The sequence below is a fragment of the Agrobacterium sp. genome, assembly GCF_059499945.1.
The window spans coordinates 835,890-854,945 of record NZ_JCABZP010000014.1 but is presented as its reverse complement, the minus strand read 5'-3'; the positions used below and the strand labels follow the sequence as shown (position 1 = coordinate 854,945).

Here is a 19,056-nt window from a genome sequence, read left to right as displayed (position 1 = left end):
CTGACCTCACATCCCCCGCACCTTCGGTTCACTCACCACCATGGTCGTCAACGCCGTGATCGCCCAGACGAGCGCATCCAGCCGGTCCGGCGAGCGTCCTGAAGAAAGACCATCCGGCCCGAAATCCGTCATCTGGTCTTCGAGCTTTTCAAACCGTGCGGCGTGGCACACCCTGCCCTGCTCGTAGAGTGCCGCAACCGGTTCGGCGCGGGTGAACTTGCCGCGGCTTGCCCGCACCAGTGTCAGCGGCAGGTTGGCGTCCACGCTCTGCAGCATGGCCCGAACCATCTCTCCGCCCTGATTGACTTCTGCAACGACCCGGTCCGCCTCGTGGCCGCGAAAGGCGGCGACCACGGCGCGGGCCCAGCCGGCCGGCGTTTCACCCTCCACCGAACAATCTGCCAGCACCGTAAGACGCCCGGATATGCCGAGCCCCGCCACGACAATGCCGCAGCAGGAATGTTCACCGGCACCTGCGGGCGGATCTACCGCCACGACGATGCGCGCAAGCGGTTCATGTCCCGCATCGATGATCGCTTCCAGATCGGCGCGTTTCCACAGCGCGCCCTCGCGCTCATCGATCAATTCGCCGCCGATTTCCTGACGCCCCAGCCGCGTGCCGCCGTAACGGTCCTGCATGGCTTTCAGAAAACCGGGCGAGAGATTCCGCGCATTCATCGCCGTCGGCATTCGCGCCACCCGTGTCGAGGGATCGGCGAGAAGCGCCTTCAGCAGCGGAATGGGCCGCGGCGTGGTGGTCACCAATTGCCGGGGGACCTCACCCAGACGCAGGCCGAATTGCAGCATGTCCCAGGTTTCCTGCGGATATTTCCATTTGCCGAACTCATCCGCCCAGGCCATGTGGAATTGCGGGCCACGCAGGCTTTCCGGGTCTTCCGAGGAAAACACCTGCGCCATCGCGCCATTCGGCCAGAGCAGCCGCCGGCGCGACACCTCGAAGGCGGGGCGATGGCGGCGGGCGATGCGGCAGATGCCGGAAATGCCGTCGATCATCACCTCGCGGGCGTCGCCCAGCGTCTCGGCGACGAGCGCGATGCGCAAATCCGACTGCTTGCCGGCGGAGGCGACATGATGCACCCATTCCGCCCCGGCTCGGGTCTTGCCGGAACCACGCCCGCCGATCAGCAGCCATGTCCGCCAGTCGCCTTCCGGCGGCTGCTGCGGCAGGTTGCCGATGAAGCGCCAGTCGCGCAGGAGGTTGAAGACCTGTGCCTGAAGGCTCACTTCGGTCAAAACGTCCGCCATGCCTCAATCAGACCCCGCCGGAGTGCCGGACGCTGCCATCACCTCCAGCCTCTCGCGGCATTTCTGCTCGGCCAGCTCGTCGATGCGTTTGAGGAAATGCGCCACCGCCGCCTCATAATCCTGCGTATCGTTTTCATCCTCGCCCATCAGCGCTTGCCGCTCTTCCGCCAGCACCCGTTGCAGCGCGTCGATCCGCTCCAGAGTGCGGACGATGAGCGACAGCTGATCCGTTGCAACTTTCACATCGGCACGGGCCTGCTTGCCTTCCGTGTCGTCGGCATCAGGCAAAAGCCCCGCCTCGCCCGACTGCCGAAGATTGCGATACATGCAGACTTGATCGCGCATCTCCTCCGTCAGCTCGTTCAGCAACTGCCGCAGACTGCCGTTGCGCGCCGCATCTTCGGCGGCCAGCCTGTCTGCCCGCGATTTGATCTCAGGCGCGGCCTCATCCGCATAAGCAGGCCTGTCCGGCCAGGCTCCGTAGAGCGCCGGGTCGCAATTATGAGCATTAGTCATCGGATTGGCCTGGGAGGGAAATGGAGATGAACATGGGCATGCGACGCGGTTCATTTGCGGGTGGCGCCTCCCCACAGCCCTCATTCCTGTGCTTGTCACAGGAATCCAGTCGACGCGCGTCCGCGCGGCGGAGGGAGGCTTTTCAGCCCAAGGACTTGGGCTAGCTGGATTCCTGTGACAAGCACAGGAATGAGGGAAGAGAGCAAAGCCTTGTTATTCGTAAAATCCAGCGCTCTGATATTTCTGAACCAACCGCGACCCAGCCGCAAATCTCCGACTGTAGCCAAACACTATCAAACCACCGTCACGCTGTAAAGGATTATTTTCCTATCATCGTGATTTTTGTCCTCACCACAGGATTTGCACCCTCGTCCGCCACATATTACACTCGACGCCGGATGGTGAGCAGAAGGGGCGAGTCAAGTTGGTGAAACAATGGGTTGGGCGGTTGTTTGCGGGCCTTTCGGCAACCGGCATCGTCTTTGGCGCTATTCTGTTCTGCGCCTCACTTACCCCGTCGCTCCTGCCGCGAACCTGGCTGATGCAGGGTGTGCTGTGCGGCTTTTCCTTTGCCATCGGTTATTTGATCGGTGTCGCCCTGCATGCCGTCTGGGCCTATCTCGAACTGCCCGAGCCCTCGCGCCACAATATGCGCGGCATTCGCTTTCTCATCGCGCTCGCCGCCGCCATCACCGCAATCGCGTTTTTATGGCAGGCGAAGGACTGGCAGAATTCCATCCGCGTTCTGATGGAGCTCGATCCGCTGCCCAGCGCCCACCCCACCAAGACCGGCGGCCTTGCCGTGCTGGTCGCCGCCGTACTTATCGGCGCAGGCCGGCTTTTCCAGCTTATCCGCCGGTTCTTTGCGGCGCGCAGCGGTCATTTCCTGCCGCGCAGACTTGCCAATGTGCTCGGCATCGCGGCAGCAATCGTCCTCTCATGGATGCTGCTGAACGGGCTGATCTTCGATATCGGTCTCAGATTTGCGGATTCTTCGCTGAAACAGGTGGATGCGCTGATCGAGCCTGACGTGCCGCGCCCTTCCGATCCGCTCAAGACCGGCAGCAGCGCCTCGCTGATGGCGTGGGAATCGCTCGGCCGACGCGGCCGCGAATTCGTCGCCGAAGGCCCTGATGGCGCAGACATATCCGCCTTTACCCATCGCCCGGCAAAGGAGCCGCTCAGGGTCTATGCGGGCCTCAACTCGGCTTCGACGCCGGAAGAAAGAGCGGCCTTGGCGCTGGCGGAATTGAAACGGGTCGGCGGTTTCGAACGCAAGGTGCTTGTGGTGGTCATTCCCACCGGCACCGGCTGGATCGATCCGGAAGCACTCGATACGGTCGAATATCTGCATGACGGCGATATCGCCAGCGTCGCCGTGCAATATTCCTATCTTTCCAGCTGGATCGCCTTGCTGACGGAGCCGGATTACGGTGTCGAGACGGCACGCGCTTTGTTCGAGGCCGTCTACGGCTACTGGACCACGCTGCCGAAGGAAACGCGGCCGAAGCTTTACCTGCATGGCCTCAGCCTCGGTTCGCTCAATTCGCAGAAATCTTCCGATCTCTACGATGTGCTGGCAGACCCCTTCCAGGGCGCGTTGTGGAGCGGTCCGCCCTTTTCCAGCCCGACATGGCGCATGGCCACCAATGGCCGGGTGAAGGGCACGCCGGAATGGCTGCCGCGTTTCCGCGATTCCTCCGTCATCCGCTTCGCCAACCAATATACGACAGCCCATATGCCCGATGCGGAATGGGGGCCGATGCGGATCGTCTATCTGCAATATGCCAGCGACCCCATAACCTTCTTCGAGGCCGCCTCACTTTACCGGCGGCCGCAATGGATGGTGCATCACGGGCCTGACGTTTCCACATCCTTCCGCTGGTTCCCGGTCGTCACCCTGCTGCAGCTCGGTCTCGATGTCGCCGCCGCCACCACGGCACCGATCGGTTACGGCCATGTCTATGCGCCGGAACATTATATCGATGCATGGACGGAAGTAACCGCGCCGGGTGGCTGGAGCCCTGAGGAAATCCAGCGGCTGAAGATGCTCTTCAAAGCCCGCCGCGGTTCCACCGATCCGGCGTGAGCGCGGCGGGCTCGCCTGGAGCCTCAGCCCTTCAGCCGGTCCAGATTGTCGGCGATATAGGTCTCCAGTGAACGCGGCGCATGGCCGGTCAACGTTTCGACATCGCCAGTCACCACGGCCGTCCAGCCTTCGCGCACGGGATAAAAGATCGAGGCGAGAAACGAGGCGTAGTCCTGCGGCACGCCCGCGCCGGTGAGAATGCCGATGAAGACCTCATCCGAAACGGCAGCGTAAGAAACCGGCTTGCCGATCGCCTGCGAAATCAGCGCGGCCGCTTCGCCGTAACCTAGGGCTTTAGGACCCGTCAGGTTGAAAGCCTTGCCATTGAAGGCGTCAGAGGTCAGCGCGGCGGCGGCGCTGTCGGCGATATCGCGAACATCGATAAAGCTCGACTTACCCTCGCCCGCCGGAACGGCGACCTGGCCATGGTCGATGCCCGCCTTCCAGTAGCTGTGGAAATTATCGGCGAACCAGTTGGGGCGCAGGATGACGTGAGGCGTGCCCGAAGCGATGATCTTCAGCTCGATCTGGCGATAGGGAATGGAATCATCGGCATCAACGCCGAGGACGCTGAGGAACACGATCTTCACCTTGCGGCGCGCGGCCTCCTCGACAACAGGCGTCAGCGCGTCGATGGCATCCAGACGACCGCCAGCCAGAATGAGGAACAGACGGTCAACGCCGTCGAAGGCATCCGCATAAGTCGATGCGTCGGTATAATCGAAACGCACGCCTTCCGCGCCGCCCGTGGCGTTGCCGCTACGCGAGGCCGCCTTCACGCTTTCGCCTTTGGAAAGCAGCGCTTTCACCAGCGGCGTGCCGATGGTGCCTGTCGAACCGATTACGAGTATCTTGCCTGCCATCTCAAATCTCCGTAGTATCTAATGGAAACCATGTTTCGAAAACACAGGTACTGCGTTTACGAAATCATGAAAAGAGAGCACTTTTCGGTTATCTGGTATCCTCGCGGAAACCGGCATGGCCCTGAAACGACGGAACAAACCCATGGAACGTATCTATGACGTCTATGAAGACCGCTGCCCCACCCGCATGGTGCTGGACAGGATCGCCGACAAATGGGCGCTGCTGATCCTCGACCGGCTGCGGGTGGAAGCGGTGCGCTTCAACCTGCTACGGCGGGAGATCAAGGGCATTTCGCAAAAGGTCCTGTCGCAGACGCTCAAGAAACTCGAGCGCGACGGGCTGATTTCGAGGCAGGTCTTTCCGACTGTGCCGGTGACGGTCGAATATTCGCTGACGCCGCTGGGGCGGACGCTGACCGACACGGTGGCGGCGCTTGCCCATTGGGCGGAGGGCAATATCGACGCGGTGATGGCGGCGCAGAGGGCTTATGATGAGCGGGCGGTGGTTTAGGGTAAGGTCACCGTCCTTAACCTCCCTCATTCCTGTGCTTGTCACAGGAATCCAGCCAGCCCAAGTCCTTGGGCTGAAAGGACCCTTCCCGCCGCGCAGACGCGCGTTGGTGGATCCCTGTGACAAGCACAGGGATGAGGAAGGAGAGAGCGTCCGGAATACCATCAGCGCTGCGCCTGTCGCACTCCCCAAATCCCTACCGTGAAATCCGCGTCGAAAGAATGATCGACGACAACGTCCGCTCCACGCCGTCAAGCGCGCCGATCCTGTCGATCAACCGGTCGAGGTCAAGGATCGAAGGAGCGGCCAGAATGGCGATGAGATCGAAGGTCCCGCTCACCGAATGCAGCGTCGTCACCTCCTTGATGGCGGCAAGTGCCGCCGTCACGCCAGGCAGCGCCTTGGGTGCAATGGTGATCAGCACATGGGCGCGCACCAGCCCGGAAAGATAGCTTTCCGAAAGCCTCAGACCATAACCGGCAATCACCCCGTCCGCCTCCAGCCGCTCAATGCGGGCCTGCACCGTGGTGCGCGAAAGGCCGAGTTTGCGCGCCAGTTCTGCCACCGGCATGCGGGCATTTTCGGAAAGCAGGGCGAGCAGCGCCCGGTCCTTGTCGGCAATCGTCATAGTGACCAATCCTGTCGTCTAATTGCTCAATATTAATCCTCTATTCGCACATAGTGAAGCTGCGAATCGTCAAAAAAAGCTGGCATTCTGTCTTTTAAGCGCATCCGGTGCGCAGACATGCGAATTTACTGCGGGGAACAAAAACATGAAAAACATTGTGGTTATCGGCGCGGGCAATATCGGTTCGGCAATCGCCTGGATGCTGGCCGCATCAGGCGATTATCGCATCACCGTCGCCGATCGTTCAGCCGATCAGCTGGCCAATGTGCCGGCGCATGAACGGGTCGACACCGAAATCGTCGACATTACCGACCGTCCCGCTCTGGAAGCACTGCTAAAAGGCAAATTCGCCGTGCTCTCCGCCGCCCCCTTCCACCTGACGGCGGGTATTGCCGAAGCGGCCGTTGCTGTCGGCACGCATTATCTCGATCTCACCGAAGACGTGGAATCCACCCGCAAGGTCAAGGCTCTGGCGGAAACGGCCGAAACCGCGCTCATTCCGCAATGCGGCCTCGCCCCCGGCTTCATCTCCATCGTCGCTGCCGATCTCGCCGCCAAGTTCGACAAGCTGGACAGCGTGCGCATGCGCGTCGGCGCTCTGCCGCAATATCCGTCCAATGCGCTCAACTACAACCTCACCTGGAGCACCGACGGGCTGATCAACGAGTATATCGAGCCCTGCGAAGCGATCGTCGAAGGCCGCCTCACCGCCGTTCCGGCCCTTGAGGAGCGCGAGGAGTTCTCGCTCGATGGCATCACCTACGAGGCGTTCAACACCTCGGGCGGTCTCGGTACGCTTTGCGCGACGCTGGAAGGCAAGGTGCGGACCATGAACTACCGCACCATCCGTTACCCCGGCCATGTGGCGATCATGAAGGCGCTTTTGAACGACCTCAACCTGCGCAACCGCCGCGATGTGCTGAAGGACCTGTTCGAAAACGCCCTGCCCGGCACCATGCAGGATGTGGTCATCGTCTTCGTCACCGTCTGCGGCACCCGCAACGGCCGCTTCCTGCAGGAAACCTATGCCAACAAGGTCTATGCCGGCCCGGTTTCCGGCCGAATGATGAGCGCCATCCAGATCACTACCGCCGCCGGCATCTGCACGGTTCTCGACCTGCTCGCGGAAGGCGCGCTGCCGCAGAAGGGCTTCGTTCGACAGGAGGAAGTGGCGCTGCCGAAGTTCCTCGAAAACCGGTTTGGCCGGTATTATGGCTCGCATGAGCCGCTGGCGCGGGTTGGGTGAGAAATATAAACCGGGCGAGAAAATATCTCCTCCCATTCCTCCGTCATACCGGCCTCGAGCCGGTATCCAGCCAGCCCAAGTCCCTGGGCTGAAAAACCCTTCTCGCCGCGCAGACGCGCGGCGGCTGGATGCCGGATCAAGTCCGGCATGACGGCGAAGGTGACGAATCCATTACGTCCCGCAAAATGTCCTGAACACCCGCTCATGGCTCATCGGCGGCTGCATATAGACGAAATTATCCGGCCGCTCTTCGAAAGGCGTCGCTATCGCCTTCAGCATGGCGTGGAAGGGCTCGAAATCATCCTCTTCCACCGCCGCTTCGATCAGTTCCTCGATACGGTGGTTGCGCGGGATGATGGCGGGATTGGCAGAGAGCATCGCGCCTGACCTTTCGGAATCGGAAATACCCTCACGACCGGCTCTTTCCCGCCAACGGGTGAGAAATTCGTCCGCCCCCGCGATATCGATGAACATGCCGCGGAATGGCTCGGCGTCGCCATTGGCCGCATGGGAAAGACGCCGGAAGGTCAGCGTATAATCCGCTTCAGATGCCTGCATCAGCGCCAGCAGCGCCTGCACCAGATCCATGTCGCCCTCTTCCTCGGTCGTCAGGCCAAGCTTTTCGCGCATGCCGGTAAGCCAGCGTTGGGGAAAGGCGGCGGCGAAATTGGCGAGAACGGCATTGGCGAGTTCGGCGGCTTTTTCTACCTGCGGATCGAGCAGCGGCAGCAGGCATTCCGCCAGTCTTGCGATATTCCATTGCGCGATGCCCGGCTGATTGTTGAAGGCGTAACGGCCCTGCGCATCGATGGAGGAAAAGACCTTGTTGGGGTGATATTCATCGAGGAAAGCGCAGGGGCCGAAATCGATGGTTTCGCCGGAGACCGCCATATTGTCGGTATTCATCACGCCATGGATGAAACCCACCATCATCCAGCGAGCGATGAGTTCGCATTGCCTCCCGGCGATGCCACTCAGCAGGGCGAGGTAAGGATTGTCTGCCTCTTTCGCCTCGGGATAATGACGGTCGATCACGTAGTCCGCGAGGTTTTTGATCGCCTCGTCATCCTCGCGCCCGGCAAAGAACTGGAACGTGCCGACACGGATATGGCTTGCCGCCACGCGGGTGAAGACACCGCCCGGCAGGCCGACTTCGCGCTGCACCCTTTCGCCGGAGAGGACAGCCGCCAGCGCCCGCGTGGCGGGAATGCCAAGCGCAAACATCGCTTCCGACACGATATATTCGCGCAGCACCGGGCCAAGGGCCGCACGGCCGTCTCCCCTGCGTGAAAACGGCGTCGGGCCGGAGCCCTTGAGCTGGATATCGCGGCGGTTGCCGTTACTGTCGATCACTTCACCAAGCAGAATGGCGCGGCCATCGCCCAGCTGCGGCACGAAGCCGCCGAACTGGTGGCCGGCATAGGCCATGGCCAGCGGCTCGGCCCCCTGCGGCAAGACATTACCGGAAAAGATCGCCGCCAGCCTTTCATCATCAAGGCCGGCCACATCGAGAAGGAGTTCGTCGGCCAGCCCGCGATTGAAAGCAATGAGGCGCGGCGCCTTCACCGGCGTCGGCAGCACGGCGGCGCTGAAGCGTTCCGGCAGTCGGGCATAGGAATTGTCGAATTTCATCACGGATAAACTCCCTGCTTTGCCCCTATATGGGGCCGGAAGGCGGCGGATGCGAGCGATAAATGCCGCGCCTCCTCCATCGCCTCATTCAATTTTGCGCAATGAACTTTCCCGCGCCATCATCGTTCCTATGCTTGACCAGCAGAATGCCGAACGGAAAGGAAAAGCAATGACCGTTGTTGAAGCCGCAGCCGAACCGGAAAGCGCCATCCGCACCCTCCACACCGAACTGCCTGTCAACGCCACCTTCCATGTCTGGCTGAAGGCGAAAAAAGATGCCGAGCCCGGCGCCGTCTCCTTTTCCAACCAGAATGGAAAATTCGCTGAAGTTTCAAGCGTCAACACGGAAGAGTTCGGCTTTCGAATCTACCAGGTGTTTGGCGGCGGCCATGTGGAACTGAGTTACGACACCGTCACGACAGCCGTTTCCGTCATCTACTGGTTCACCGCGTCGGATGTGCTCGAGACCGGCATCACCGTTGTCCATACCAAGCCTGATAATGCCGCACCCGAACTTCCCGGCAGCTATCACTTCCGTCCGCCCTTTGGCTGGATGAACGACCCGAACGGCTTTGGCCGCTTCGAGGGCCGCCCGCATCTGTTTTATCAGCATTATTCTCACGGCCTGCGCTGGAACACCATGCATTGGGGCCATGCCGTCTCCTCCGATTACCTGCGCTGGCGGCACCTGCCGATCTTCCTCTTCCCTTCAGAGGATCTGACGACGCGGCCGGACAAGCGCGGCGGCGCCTATTCCGGCTCGACGATTCCGCTGGTGGAAGGCACCGGCATCCGCGTCTTCTTCACCGAGCAGGTGCAGGACCGCATTCCCGAGCAGCAGATACAGCTGACCGCCACCTCGTCCGATCTCATCATGGCTGGGCAGGCCGAGGTCATTCTCGGCACCCGGCCGGACGGACAGGGGCTGACACCGGATTTCCGCGACCCTTACGTCTTTCGTGGCCCGGATGGCCTGTGGAAAATGGTGCTTGGCAGCCAGAGCGATGGCGGCGGCGTCATTCTGCTCTACGAAACGCTCGACCCCACGGCGGCATCGGGCTGGACCTATGTCGGCAAACTCTGGGTGGAAACACGCTACAAGACAACGGCCATCGAATGCCCCTGCCTGCTGCCGCTCGATGGCCCGGTCAATGCCCGGTCCACCCGCTGGGTGTTGATCTACGGGCTGATGCATTCGGAGGACCCGGAGACCGGCCGCAAGAACCTGACTATGGCCGATGTCGGCTGGTTTGACGGCAAGGCCTTCACCAAGGAATCCGGGCAGGAGCTGGATTTCGGCACCGATAATTACGCCTTCCAGGCCTTTCTCGATGGCGACAGCATCATCGGCATGGGCTGGCTGGCAAACTGGGCGGATGCCAATCCGGAGATCGATTTCCCGACCTCGATGACGCTGCCGCGCCGGATTCATTATGTGAATGGCGAGCTTCTGACCCCGCCCATCGGCGCGGCGGAAAGCCTGCGCAGCCATATTCTCGACCGCACGCGGCTTGCCGCCGGCGAACGCGTCACCTTCATCAACGGGGCGGTGGAAATATTGTTCGAGCTTGCCTCACCCGGCGCGCCCTTCGAACTGATGCTCGATCATCCGACGGTTAAGCTTGGCGTCGTTTCCGATGAAACGGGGCTGTGGATCTGCCATGAGGACGGGCGCGACGGCCCCTCACCGCATTATATCGCCAGGGGAGCCAAGGCATCCCGCATCCGCATCTTTCTCGATTATGGCTCGATTGAGGTCTTCGCCAATCGCGGGCGATATGTGGGCACCAAGCGCATCGAAGGTTTCGAACCCGTGCGCTCGGCGCTGCTGAAGGCCGCCCCCGGCGCGGTGGTGCATGCCACCAGCTGGGCGCTGAAACCGTGAGGAACCTTTTGACGGATTGGGCGGTTGATAGACCGAAACCGCCCAATCCGCCGAAAGGAGAAACGGCATGACCAAAATCCGCGACACCAGCGATCCGATCCTGTTTCCAACCGAAGCCAATGAAAACAAGGCAGAGAAGAAACGCGCCGGCAAGGGCATCATCATCATTATCGGCGCAATCGCCATCATGTCCTTCGTCGTTTATCTGGCGGCGATCACCATCGCCGCCACCCAGTCCTGATCAAGGCCGCGAAGGGCCGTTCACTTTGTTGGGTCGCATTTCCGGACGGAAAACCCGGTTCCACTTTTTTTGGAAATGCTCTAGCGCCTTTCACCCCGCAACCCGCTGGCGGTCATGATCGCCAGCAGCGATACGACCACACCCAGCCCATAAAGATAAACCATCGGCATCGTCACATCCGCACGCTCGATCTGCGCCACGAGATCGCTGGCGGCGGCGACAGTGCCGCTTGCGCCAGCACCGGCCGCAGAGCCGAGCGTCGCGACCGTCGGCAAGAGCGCACCCGTCATCTTGCGTTCCTCTTCCGGCGCTGCTTCCATTGCCGCCTGGCTGATGCCGGCCCAGGACATGCCGAAGGCCGATCCGATCAGGATTTGCCCGAGCAGCATTTCTCCCCAGTTGCCGGTCGCCAGCCCCAGCCCCAGCAGGGCGCAGCCCGGCACCATCTGGTAGGGACCGTAATGCAGGCACAGTTCCCGCAGGCGGCTAGAGCGCAGGCTGCCGATCAGCATTGCCACGAAGCTCCAGGCAAGCGGCATCGTCACCACGATGAAACCGGCAAAGGTGGGCTCATGCTGCCAGAGATTGATAGCGACATAAGCGAGATAGACGCTGCCCAGCGCATGGGCATAGGACATCAGGAACAGCACCCAGAAACCGCTGCCGAGCACCGTCTTCAGCCGGAAGGAATTCTTCGGGAACAATCCGACGGAAGGCCGTGTGCCAGCCCGCAGCGACGCCCACAACAGCGCCGCCCCCGCCAGCAGGGAAATCGCCCGCAGGCTCGCATCCTCGAAGGCGGAAGGAGCGGAAAAGGCCAATGCGCCGACAAGGCAGAAAACCAGCGGCACCAGCGGTTTGCGCGTCGCCGCCACCGGCCGCTCGGCGGAGACGGCAATGGTGGTATAGGCCAGAAGCAGCAGGATCAGCGGCGCCGACAGCAGGAAGGTGGCGCGCCAGGAGATGTGTTCGGTGGCAAAACCGCCGGTCAGCGGGCCGATGAAGGAGGCGACCGCCCAGATCGCCGCCTCGATGGCGAAGACCTTCGGCAACAGGCCGGAGCGGAAACCGGCGGGAATGAGACTGTAGCAAACGGCGACGATCAGCCCGTCCGCCAGTCCCTGCAAGGCCCGGCCGACGACGACCCACAAAAAGTCACCTGCAATTGCCGAGAGAACCGAACCGAAGGAAAAGATCAGGCAGCACAGAAGCAGGACGGCGCGCGCGCCAAAACGTTCGCGAAACAGCACCGCAGTCACGCCGCCCGCCACGGAACCGACGAAATAAAGACTATAGGCCCAGCTGTAAAAACTCGCGCCGCCGATTTCGTTCACGGCCACGGGCAAGGCCGTCACGACAGCGAACTGATTAAAAGCGTGCAGGCCGATACCGGAGGAGATGACGGTCAGAAGCGAGAAATTCGCCCCGCTCAGCAATTCGCTCCAGCCGTTTTTCTCCGCCATTTCGATACTCGACAAAGCCGTATCCTTTCCATTTTTGCGATACGGCGGGCAAACTAGAACCTCAAGCGCCATTGAGGTCAAGACGGCTTTTTCAGGTCATTTGTTCTGAAGGAATTCTCGCGCGGCAGGAACCCTCCGCGCGCCCGGCCGTTTGCCGAAGAACCGACAGAAAGGACACCGTCATGGACCGCAAGAAAATCCTGCCCCTTAACGAAGACGCCATGAACGAGGATCTGCTCGATCTCGACATCGACGCCCTTCCCGCCAAGGGAGAGATTCCGCAATCCATCGAACAGGAAATCGAGGAAGAAGAGGCCGAGAGCGAGGACGATCCCTATCAGGAAAGCGACGAGGCCCTGCCCGACGATGCCGAGGAACGGGTGATCAACCGCAATCCCTCACGGGAAGGCGGGGCTTTCGACGAGGTTTAGGGAAGACTGACGGTGCGACCGGACACGAGGCGCGTGAGCATATAGCGTAGATGATCCTGCCCGCCGAAAAAGACCGCGAGAATACGCACGGTCTTTTCACCCTCATCGATATCGAAATAAAAGACAGCCTGATTTTTCGTTACCCGGCGAAGGCCGGGTAATATTTCGGGCAACAATGTTCCCTGGAAGGGCGCTTTATGAAGCGCTTCCATATCCGCTTCAATCGACCCCACGCGTCGTACAGCGCGCGTGAAAGCTGCTGGCAAGGCGTCGCCGAGGTCGAGATAGGACTGGATGAGATGGTCGAGAATGAGGCCGAGGTCTTGATCTGTCTGTGTTGAACGCAGGACCTTATAGGCCATAGCCGGCCTTTCTGGCCGCTATCATGGCTGCTGTTCTTTGTTTACCTTCCTCAACGGAGACGAAGTCGTCCTGCTTACGATCTGCCAGCAGGTCGCGAAGCGCAGCAAGCTCGGCGTCCCTCAACTCGGTCTCCTGCCGAAGCAGTTCCAGCCCACGCTGGACGACGGCACTGAGGCTGGCGTAACGCCCTTCCTCCACCAGCCTGCGCGCGAAGCTGTCCTGTTGATCGGAGATGGAAACTGACGCCTTGACGGACATTGTGGCACTCCCTCGACAGGACAGATCATGCTACTCAGTAGCACATCTTTCCTGTTCATTCCAGCAACGAGATGCTTCAACCCGCCCTTTCCGGCGAATAACCGGCTTCGCGGATCGCCGCTTCCGCAGTTGCGGCGTCGCCCGTTACCGTGAGCCGGTGGGCGGAAAGATCGATGCTGACGGCGGCATCGGGAAGCACCTCAGTGAGAGCGCCGCGCAGCGTCTTTTCGCAATGGCCGCAGGTCATGTCTGGAATGAGGAAGGTGGTTGCACCCATGGTTTTCTCCTTCTGGCCGGTAGCGATATTTTCGCGCCGGTTGTCATAAAGTTCAGTGGGTTCGCACAGGCCTGGCGTCGCTCTTCTCAGCGCCGGCGAGATCATCGAGGATGGGGCAGTCGGGCCGGTGGTCGCCGCCGCAGCAATGGGCGAGATGGGACAGCGTCTTCACCATGCTCTTCATCTCGGCGATCTTCTGTTCGAGATCAGCGATGTGGACGAGCGCAATTTCCTTCACCGCCGAACTCTCACGGCTTTTGTCCTGCCAGAGTTTCAGCAGCGTCTCGGTCTCCTCCAGCGAGAAACCGAGCGTGCGCGCCCGCTTGATGAAGCGCAGATTGTGCACGTCCTGCTCGCCATAGACCCGGTAATTATTGCCGGTGCGGGCGGCGGGGGTGATGAGGCCAATCTGCTCGTAATAACGGATCATCTTGGCGGAAACGCCCGATGCTTCCGATGCCTGGCCGATATTCACGATGTCACCTCCCGATGGGCCACCTTCGCCCGTTTCAACCTCAGCGCATTGGCGAGAACGAAGACGCTGGACAGCGCCATTGCCCCCGCGCCAATCATCGGCGACAGCGTGATGCCGAAGGCCGGATAAAGCACGCCCGCCGCAACCGGTATCAGCGCCACGTTGTAGCCGAAAGCCCAGAACAGGTTTTCCTTGATGTTGCGGATGGTTGCGCGACTCATCTCGATGGCGTTGACCGCACCCGTGAGATCGCCGCCGACCAGCACCACATCGGCGCTTTCGATGGCGACATCCGTACCGGTGCCGACGGCGATACCGATATCAGCCTCGGCCAGCGCCGGCGCATCGTTGATGCCGTCGCCGACAAAGGCGAGCACCTTGCCGCCTGCGCGCATCTCGTGGATCGCCTTCACCTTGCCCTCGGGCAGCACTTCCGCCACCACGCGGGAAATGCCGACCTGCCGGGCGATTGCATTGGCCGTGCGGGCATTGTCGCCCGTCACCATGGCCACTTCGATGCCCATCGCCTGCAGCGCCCTGATGGCGGCGACACTCGATGGTTTCAGCGGATCGGCGACGGCGATCGCAGCCGCCAGCCTGCCGTCGATGGCGGCATAAAGCGGCGTCTTGCCCTCGTCACCCAGCCTTGCCGCCGCATCCGCGAAGATATCCACGGAATGGCCAAGTTTCGCCATGAAGCGATCCGCGCCGACCTCGACCCTGCGGCCATTGACGGTGGCGGCGATGCCGTAACCCGTGACGCTTTCGAAATTTTCAACGGTCGGGGGTTCAAGTCCCTCTCCCGCTACCACACTCCGGTCTTCCGCAGCCCGGACGATGGCTTCGGCAATCGGATGCTCCGAGCGGTCCTCGACGGCGGCGACGAGCGCCAGAACCTCGTTGTCGGCAAACCCTTCCGCCACCACGAGGTCCGTCAGTTCCGGGCGGCCCTTGGTCACAGTGCCGGTCTTGTCGACCACAACGATTTCAGCCGAACGCAGCTCCTGCAGGGCCTGTCCCTTGCGGAACAGCACGCCCAGCTCCGCCGCCCGGCCGGTGCCGACCATGATAGAGGTGGGCGTGGCGAGACCCATGGCGCAGGGGCAGGCGATGATGAGCACCGCGACCGCATTGACCAGGGCGAATGTATAGGCGGGTTCCGGGCCGAATATCGCCCAGACGATGAAGGTCAGCACCGCAATGGCAATGACAACGGGCACGAAGAGCGCAGTGACGCGGTCCACCAGCAGCTGGATCGGCAGCTTGGACCCTTGAGCCTCCTCCACCATGCGGATGATCTGCGACAGCATGGTATCCGCGCCCACCTTGGTCGCCTTGAACTTGAAGGCGCCAGTCTTGTTGATGGTGCCGCCGACGACCGTTGCGCCGACCGTCTTTTCCACCGGCACCGGCTCGCCTGAAATCATCGATTCATCGACATAGGACGAGCCTTCGACGACTTCGCCATCCACCGCCAGCCTTTCGCCGGGACGGATGACGACGATATCGCCGGCCACCAGATCATCGGGGGAAATATCGATGGTGGCGCCGTCGCGCTCCACACGGGCGGTCTTCGCCTGCAGGCTCATCAGCTTGCGGATGGCGTCTCCGGTGCGGCCGCTGGCGCGGGCTTCGAGAAGCCGCCCGGTCAGGATCAGCGTGACGATGACGGTTGCCGCTTCATAATAGACGAATTGCGCCTCTTCCGGCAGTAGATCGGGCGCGAAGGTCGCCACGACGGAATAGGCGTAGGCCGCCGTCACGCCCAGCGCCACAAGAGAATTCATTTCCGGCGCACCGCGCAGCAAAGCGGGAAAACCGGTCTTGAGAAAGCGCAGGCCCGGTCCGAAAATCACCGCCGTCGCCAGCACGAAATAGATGTAATAGAGGTTCTGCGTCTCGATGATGCCCATCAGCCAGTGATGCATCGGCTCATAGAGATGGCCGCCCATTTCCAGCACGAAAAGCGGCGCGGTCAGGATCGCGGCAATCGTCAGGTCGCGTTTCAGCGCGCCCTCCTCACCCGCATGCTGCATGTGGTCATGGCCGCCGGTTTCGCCCGCCATCTGACCATGGCCCTGATGATGTCCCTGGTGCTGGTTATGATTGTGATGGGCGGAATGATCGTGCGGTTTCGGTGTCTTCAGCGCGAACCCGGCAAGCTTTGCCGTTTCCACCAATGCGTCCCGTTCGCGCCGGCCGCCGATCGTTTCCACCGAGACCTTGCCTGAAGCCGCGTCTACCTTGACGGCGATTGTGGTGGCGACCGCTTCCAGAACGGCCTTCAGCCGCCCGGCCTGCGCCTCGCCCTGCAAGCCTTCCACCGTAAATTCCTGCCGCTCCGGCGCGATATCATAACCGACCTTCTTGATGGCGGCGCCAAGCGTGCGCGCCGAAAAACCCTCGGCGGGCTCGACGGTAAGCTTCTTCGTGGCGAAGTTCACGGAACTCGACATGACACCGGGCACCTTGGCGGCAGCCGTTTCCACCCGCCGCACGCAGGAAGCGCAGGTCATGCCCTCCACGGGAATGGAAACCGGTTCATTTCGATGGGCGTGTTTGACTGTCTCGTTCATGGGAAATCCCCTTTCGAGACCCTATGTAGAGATTCCCATGATGGGAAGGTCAAGGGAAGGGAAAGTTTTTGTTGAACACACAATCGTGAGCGCAGCCACGCTTATCGCCGCCGCCCGCTCGGCAAGAAAGAGTATGGAGGGGGCGGCAATACACGCGTTGAATTTGATGCTCATTTGAGCTACAAACAAATCTCTAAAAAGGAGATTGATCATGACCGCAAATGCTTATGTGAGAGCGCGCATCGATCAGGCACTCAAGGACGACGCGACTGCCGTGCTCGACAGTCTGGGACTGACTGTTTCCGACGTCATGCGAATGATGCTGACGCGCATTGCCCGAGAAAAAGCACTGCCGATAGAACTGACGCAACCGAACGCTGAAACGCTCGCCGCGATTGAAGAAGCGCGCGCCATCGCGGCTGCCAGGCGCAATCGTTTCGGCACGGCGCAAGCCTTGTTTGACGCCCTTGATGGTAACAAGCGGTGACGGATAAGAAAGGTCACGGAAAAGAGGCGGCATCGAAGCGAACGGTGCTGCCGCGCAGTTCGGATTTCACCAGGCAATTTATCAAGGACTGGCAACGGCTGAACAATTCCGGGCGTTATGACATGGTGAAACTGAAGGAGATCATGCTCCTTCTCATTTCCAACGAAGCGCCATTACCGGCGCAGTTTCGTGACCATGAATTGACCGGAGAATGGCACGATCATCGCGAATGCCATGTCAGCGGGGACTTTCTGTTGATCTACAAACTTGATGAGAAGCAGAACCTTCTCATCTTCACCTGCGCAGGAACGCACGCCGAGCTTTTCAGGTAAAGACGCGATCTGAAAGATACGATCTCGCTACCGGTGCACGGCCAGCCGCGGAATATCGCGCAGGAATGCATCGCGCACGGCGGGGCCGAGCGGCTCGTCGGACGGTTTGTCGGAAACGCGCAGCCTTGCGAAGACGATGTGCTGGCCTTCGCGCTCCGCCCAGCCGACAAACCAGCCGAAGGGACGGTTGCGGTCGGGGTTGCCCTTTTCGTCACGCATGTAGCCGGTGCCGGTCTTGCCATGCACGGCCCAGCTTTCCGGCGCATCAAAGACCGGAACGATTGCCCTTGTCTTCGCCTGCGCATCACGCGAGACCGGCAGATTGCCGGCCAGGAGGCGGCGGAGGAAGCCGACCTGCTCCACCGGCGAAACCGTCAGCGACGATCCGAGCCAGGAATGGGTCAGGCCGTTATTCTTGCCCGGCTCACCGGAAACATCGGCATTGCCGTAACCGAGACGCTTCACATAGGCGGCGAATTTATCCGGTCCAAGGCGACGGGTGATTTCACGCGAATACCACAGGACCGAATCCTGTTCCCATATCGAGGGATCGACCGTCTTGCGGTCGGAGGCGCGCGCCTCCGTGCCGGGTTTCCAGTCCCAGGCGGGCGTCTTTTCATCCTGAAGAATGCCGGCATCGTAACCGATCAGCGCCAGCGGCACCTTGAAGGTGGAAGCCGGCGCCACGCGCTGGTCGCAGGCGCCCTGCTGGTTGATGATCGCGCCGGTCTCGATTGAGGTGACGAGCGTGCATTCGAAGGCCTGGGGCTGTTGCTGGGCATCAGCGGAAAACGGCAGGAGCCCCGGAAGGGCAAGGCATGAAAGAACGATGGCGGGCAGCCGGTAGCGCATGCGTTTTGATGTCCCTCGTCCGCTTTGCGGATCATTTGCCGGAATGGCCGGAAGCTGTCTTTGATTTCAGACAAGTCGATCCCGAAACCGTGACACGCTTTCGGACGACATGCCTTTAGGAGACTGATGGGGCAGGAATAGGACCAAAACGAAAATCGACGTTTTCCGTCACATCCGCTCCTTTTCGCCCGCCCTCTCGCCGACCGTCAGCGGCCAGTCGACCACATAATCCTCGAAGTCGTCAACATCCACATCGGCCTCGCTGACCGTGCGGCCGCGTGCGGAAATGCCCGCCTCATGCACCGTTTCCGTATCGCCGGAAACAAGATAGTGCCACCAGTAGAGATCCTTGCCATCACGCACCAGCGCATAGGCGCAGGTGGGCGGCAGCCAGCCGATCTCATGGACCTTCTTGAGGTCCAGCTGGATACAGTCCGGCACGGTGGCGCGGCGGTTTTCGTAGTCGGAGCATCGACAGCTCTCGCCATCGAGCAGCACACAGCGAACCGAGGTGAACGCCACTTCGCCGGTGTCCCAGTCCTCCAGCTTGTTGAGACAGCAGAGGCCACAGCCGTCGCACAGGCTTTCCCATTCCTCACCGGTCATCTCGGTCAGCGATTTGGTTTTCCAGAACGGCGCGTCATTCATCGTTAACATTTCCGTTT

The 19,056-nt window shown here is 61.1% G+C and carries 21 protein-coding genes; 8 read left to right on the top strand and 13 right to left on the bottom strand.

Features of this window, described 5'->3' with window-relative positions; genetic code table 11:
- Positions 1-6 precede the first annotated feature (6 nt).
- Both AC5I5B_RS15945 and AC5I5B_RS15940 read right to left on the bottom strand, forming a co-directional pair.
- Complete coding sequence (locus tag AC5I5B_RS15945) at positions 7-1,266, bottom strand: DNA-packaging protein (RefSeq protein ID WP_162695605.1); 1,260 nt, start codon at positions 1,264-1,266, stop codon at positions 7-9.
- A gap of 3 nt (positions 1,267-1,269) precedes the next feature.
- On the bottom strand, positions 1,270-1,782 hold the full coding sequence (locus AC5I5B_RS15940; protein WP_080866012.1) for a hypothetical protein: 513 nt from the start codon (positions 1,780-1,782) through the stop codon (positions 1,270-1,272).
- 448 nt (positions 1,783-2,230) lie between these two features.
- Between AC5I5B_RS15940 and AC5I5B_RS15935 the strand changes: the two genes are divergently transcribed.
- A complete protein-coding gene (locus AC5I5B_RS15935; RefSeq protein WP_162695607.1) occupies positions 2,231-3,871 on the top strand; it encodes an alpha/beta hydrolase in 1,641 nt (546 codons plus the stop codon).
- Positions 3,872-3,894: 23 nt separating this feature from the next.
- Here AC5I5B_RS15935 and AC5I5B_RS15930 read toward each other — a convergent pair whose 3' ends face one another.
- A complete protein-coding gene (locus AC5I5B_RS15930) occupies positions 3,895-4,734 on the bottom strand; it encodes an SDR family oxidoreductase (RefSeq protein WP_495752750.1) in 840 nt (279 codons plus the stop codon).
- A 142-nt stretch (positions 4,735-4,876) separates the two neighbouring features.
- Here AC5I5B_RS15930 and AC5I5B_RS15925 point away from each other — a divergent pair, with 142 nt between their 5' ends.
- Positions 4,877-5,245, top strand: coding sequence for a winged helix-turn-helix transcriptional regulator (locus AC5I5B_RS15925; RefSeq protein WP_003509204.1), 369 nt, complete (start codon positions 4,877-4,879; stop codon positions 5,243-5,245).
- A 196-nt stretch (positions 5,246-5,441) separates the two neighbouring features.
- Here AC5I5B_RS15925 and AC5I5B_RS15920 read toward each other — a convergent pair whose 3' ends face one another.
- Positions 5,442-5,873: an Lrp/AsnC family transcriptional regulator gene (locus AC5I5B_RS15920; protein WP_052817598.1), complete on the bottom strand. Its 432-nt coding sequence runs from the start codon at positions 5,871-5,873 to the stop codon at positions 5,442-5,444.
- Positions 5,874-6,018: 145 nt separating this feature from the next.
- On the opposite strand from AC5I5B_RS15920, the gene AC5I5B_RS15915 reads away from it, so the two are divergent.
- Positions 6,019-7,119: a saccharopine dehydrogenase family protein gene (locus AC5I5B_RS15915; protein WP_080866011.1), complete on the top strand. Its 1,101-nt coding sequence runs from the start codon at positions 6,019-6,021 to the stop codon at positions 7,117-7,119.
- Between the two features lie 171 nt (positions 7,120-7,290).
- On the opposite strand, the gene AC5I5B_RS15910 is transcribed toward AC5I5B_RS15915, so the two are convergent.
- Positions 7,291-8,751, bottom strand: coding sequence for a protein adenylyltransferase SelO (locus AC5I5B_RS15910; protein ID WP_495752773.1), 1,461 nt, complete (start codon positions 8,749-8,751; stop codon positions 7,291-7,293).
- Positions 8,752-8,920: 169 nt separating this feature from the next.
- On the opposite strand from AC5I5B_RS15910, the gene AC5I5B_RS15905 reads away from it, so the two are divergent.
- Both AC5I5B_RS15905 and AC5I5B_RS15900 read left to right on the top strand, forming a co-directional pair.
- Complete coding sequence (locus tag AC5I5B_RS15905; protein ID WP_035213467.1) at positions 8,921-10,636, top strand: glycoside hydrolase family 32 protein; 1,716 nt, start codon at positions 8,921-8,923, stop codon at positions 10,634-10,636.
- 67 nt (positions 10,637-10,703) lie between these two features.
- The gene (locus AC5I5B_RS15900) at positions 10,704-10,877 is read left to right on the top strand and encodes a hypothetical protein (RefSeq protein WP_020009686.1); all 174 of its coding nucleotides are present in this window, start codon (positions 10,704-10,706) and stop codon (positions 10,875-10,877) included.
- 80 nt (positions 10,878-10,957) lie between these two features.
- On the opposite strand, the gene AC5I5B_RS15895 is transcribed toward AC5I5B_RS15900, so the two are convergent.
- The gene (locus AC5I5B_RS15895; protein WP_495752772.1) at positions 10,958-12,346 is read right to left on the bottom strand and encodes an MFS transporter; all 1,389 of its coding nucleotides are present in this window, start codon (positions 12,344-12,346) and stop codon (positions 10,958-10,960) included.
- A 176-nt stretch (positions 12,347-12,522) separates the two neighbouring features.
- On the opposite strand from AC5I5B_RS15895, the gene AC5I5B_RS15890 reads away from it, so the two are divergent.
- Complete coding sequence (locus tag AC5I5B_RS15890; RefSeq protein ID WP_003509215.1) at positions 12,523-12,771, top strand: hypothetical protein; 249 nt, start codon at positions 12,523-12,525, stop codon at positions 12,769-12,771.
- Here the strand turns inward: AC5I5B_RS15890 and AC5I5B_RS15885 are convergent.
- The 5 genes from AC5I5B_RS15885 to AC5I5B_RS15865 all read right to left on the bottom strand — a co-directional run bounded on the left by AC5I5B_RS15885 (position 12,768) and on the right by AC5I5B_RS15865 (position 16,720).
- On the bottom strand, positions 12,768-13,133 hold the full coding sequence (locus AC5I5B_RS15885; RefSeq protein WP_060726102.1) for a hypothetical protein: 366 nt from the start codon (positions 13,131-13,133) through the stop codon (positions 12,768-12,770). The two genes, AC5I5B_RS15890 and AC5I5B_RS15885, sit on opposite strands and share 4 nt — an antisense overlap.
- Positions 13,123-13,392: a ribbon-helix-helix domain-containing protein gene (locus AC5I5B_RS15880; protein ID WP_003509217.1), complete on the bottom strand. Its 270-nt coding sequence runs from the start codon at positions 13,390-13,392 to the stop codon at positions 13,123-13,125. Before AC5I5B_RS15880 ends, AC5I5B_RS15885 begins: the two co-directional genes overlap by 11 nt.
- A 76-nt stretch (positions 13,393-13,468) precedes the next feature.
- Positions 13,469-13,669, bottom strand: a complete 201-nt coding sequence (locus tag AC5I5B_RS15875) for a heavy-metal-associated domain-containing protein (RefSeq protein WP_060723954.1) — start codon at positions 13,667-13,669, stop codon at positions 13,469-13,471.
- A 52-nt stretch (positions 13,670-13,721) separates the two neighbouring features.
- Positions 13,722-14,144: a Cu(I)-responsive transcriptional regulator gene (gene cueR / locus AC5I5B_RS15870; RefSeq protein ID WP_060726101.1), complete on the bottom strand. Its 423-nt coding sequence runs from the start codon at positions 14,142-14,144 to the stop codon at positions 13,722-13,724.
- The gene (locus tag AC5I5B_RS15865; RefSeq protein WP_162695606.1) at positions 14,141-16,720 is read right to left on the bottom strand and encodes a heavy metal translocating P-type ATPase; all 2,580 of its coding nucleotides are present in this window, start codon (positions 16,718-16,720) and stop codon (positions 14,141-14,143) included. Before AC5I5B_RS15865 ends, cueR begins: the two co-directional genes overlap by 4 nt.
- Positions 16,721-16,931: 211 nt before the next feature.
- Here AC5I5B_RS15865 and AC5I5B_RS15860 point away from each other — a divergent pair, with 211 nt between their 5' ends.
- Together AC5I5B_RS15860 and AC5I5B_RS15855 are read left to right on the top strand one after the other, a co-directional pair.
- Positions 16,932-17,207, top strand: coding sequence for a type II toxin-antitoxin system RelB/DinJ family antitoxin (locus tag AC5I5B_RS15860; RefSeq protein ID WP_020811442.1), 276 nt, complete (start codon positions 16,932-16,934; stop codon positions 17,205-17,207).
- A complete protein-coding gene (locus AC5I5B_RS15855) occupies positions 17,204-17,539 on the top strand; it encodes a type II toxin-antitoxin system YafQ family toxin (protein ID WP_111835073.1) in 336 nt (111 codons plus the stop codon). Before AC5I5B_RS15860 ends, AC5I5B_RS15855 begins: the two co-directional genes overlap by 4 nt.
- Before the next feature lie 27 nt (positions 17,540-17,566).
- Here the strand turns inward: AC5I5B_RS15855 and blaOXA are convergent, their stop codons facing one another.
- Together blaOXA and AC5I5B_RS15845 are read right to left on the bottom strand one after the other, a co-directional pair.
- Complete coding sequence (gene blaOXA, locus AC5I5B_RS15850; RefSeq protein WP_003509224.1) at positions 17,567-18,391, bottom strand: class D beta-lactamase; 825 nt, start codon at positions 18,389-18,391, stop codon at positions 17,567-17,569.
- A gap of 168 nt (positions 18,392-18,559) precedes the next feature.
- On the bottom strand, positions 18,560-19,039 hold the full coding sequence (locus AC5I5B_RS15845; protein ID WP_003509227.1) for a YcgN family cysteine cluster protein: 480 nt from the start codon (positions 19,037-19,039) through the stop codon (positions 18,560-18,562).
- Positions 19,040-19,056: the final 17 nt, after the last annotated feature.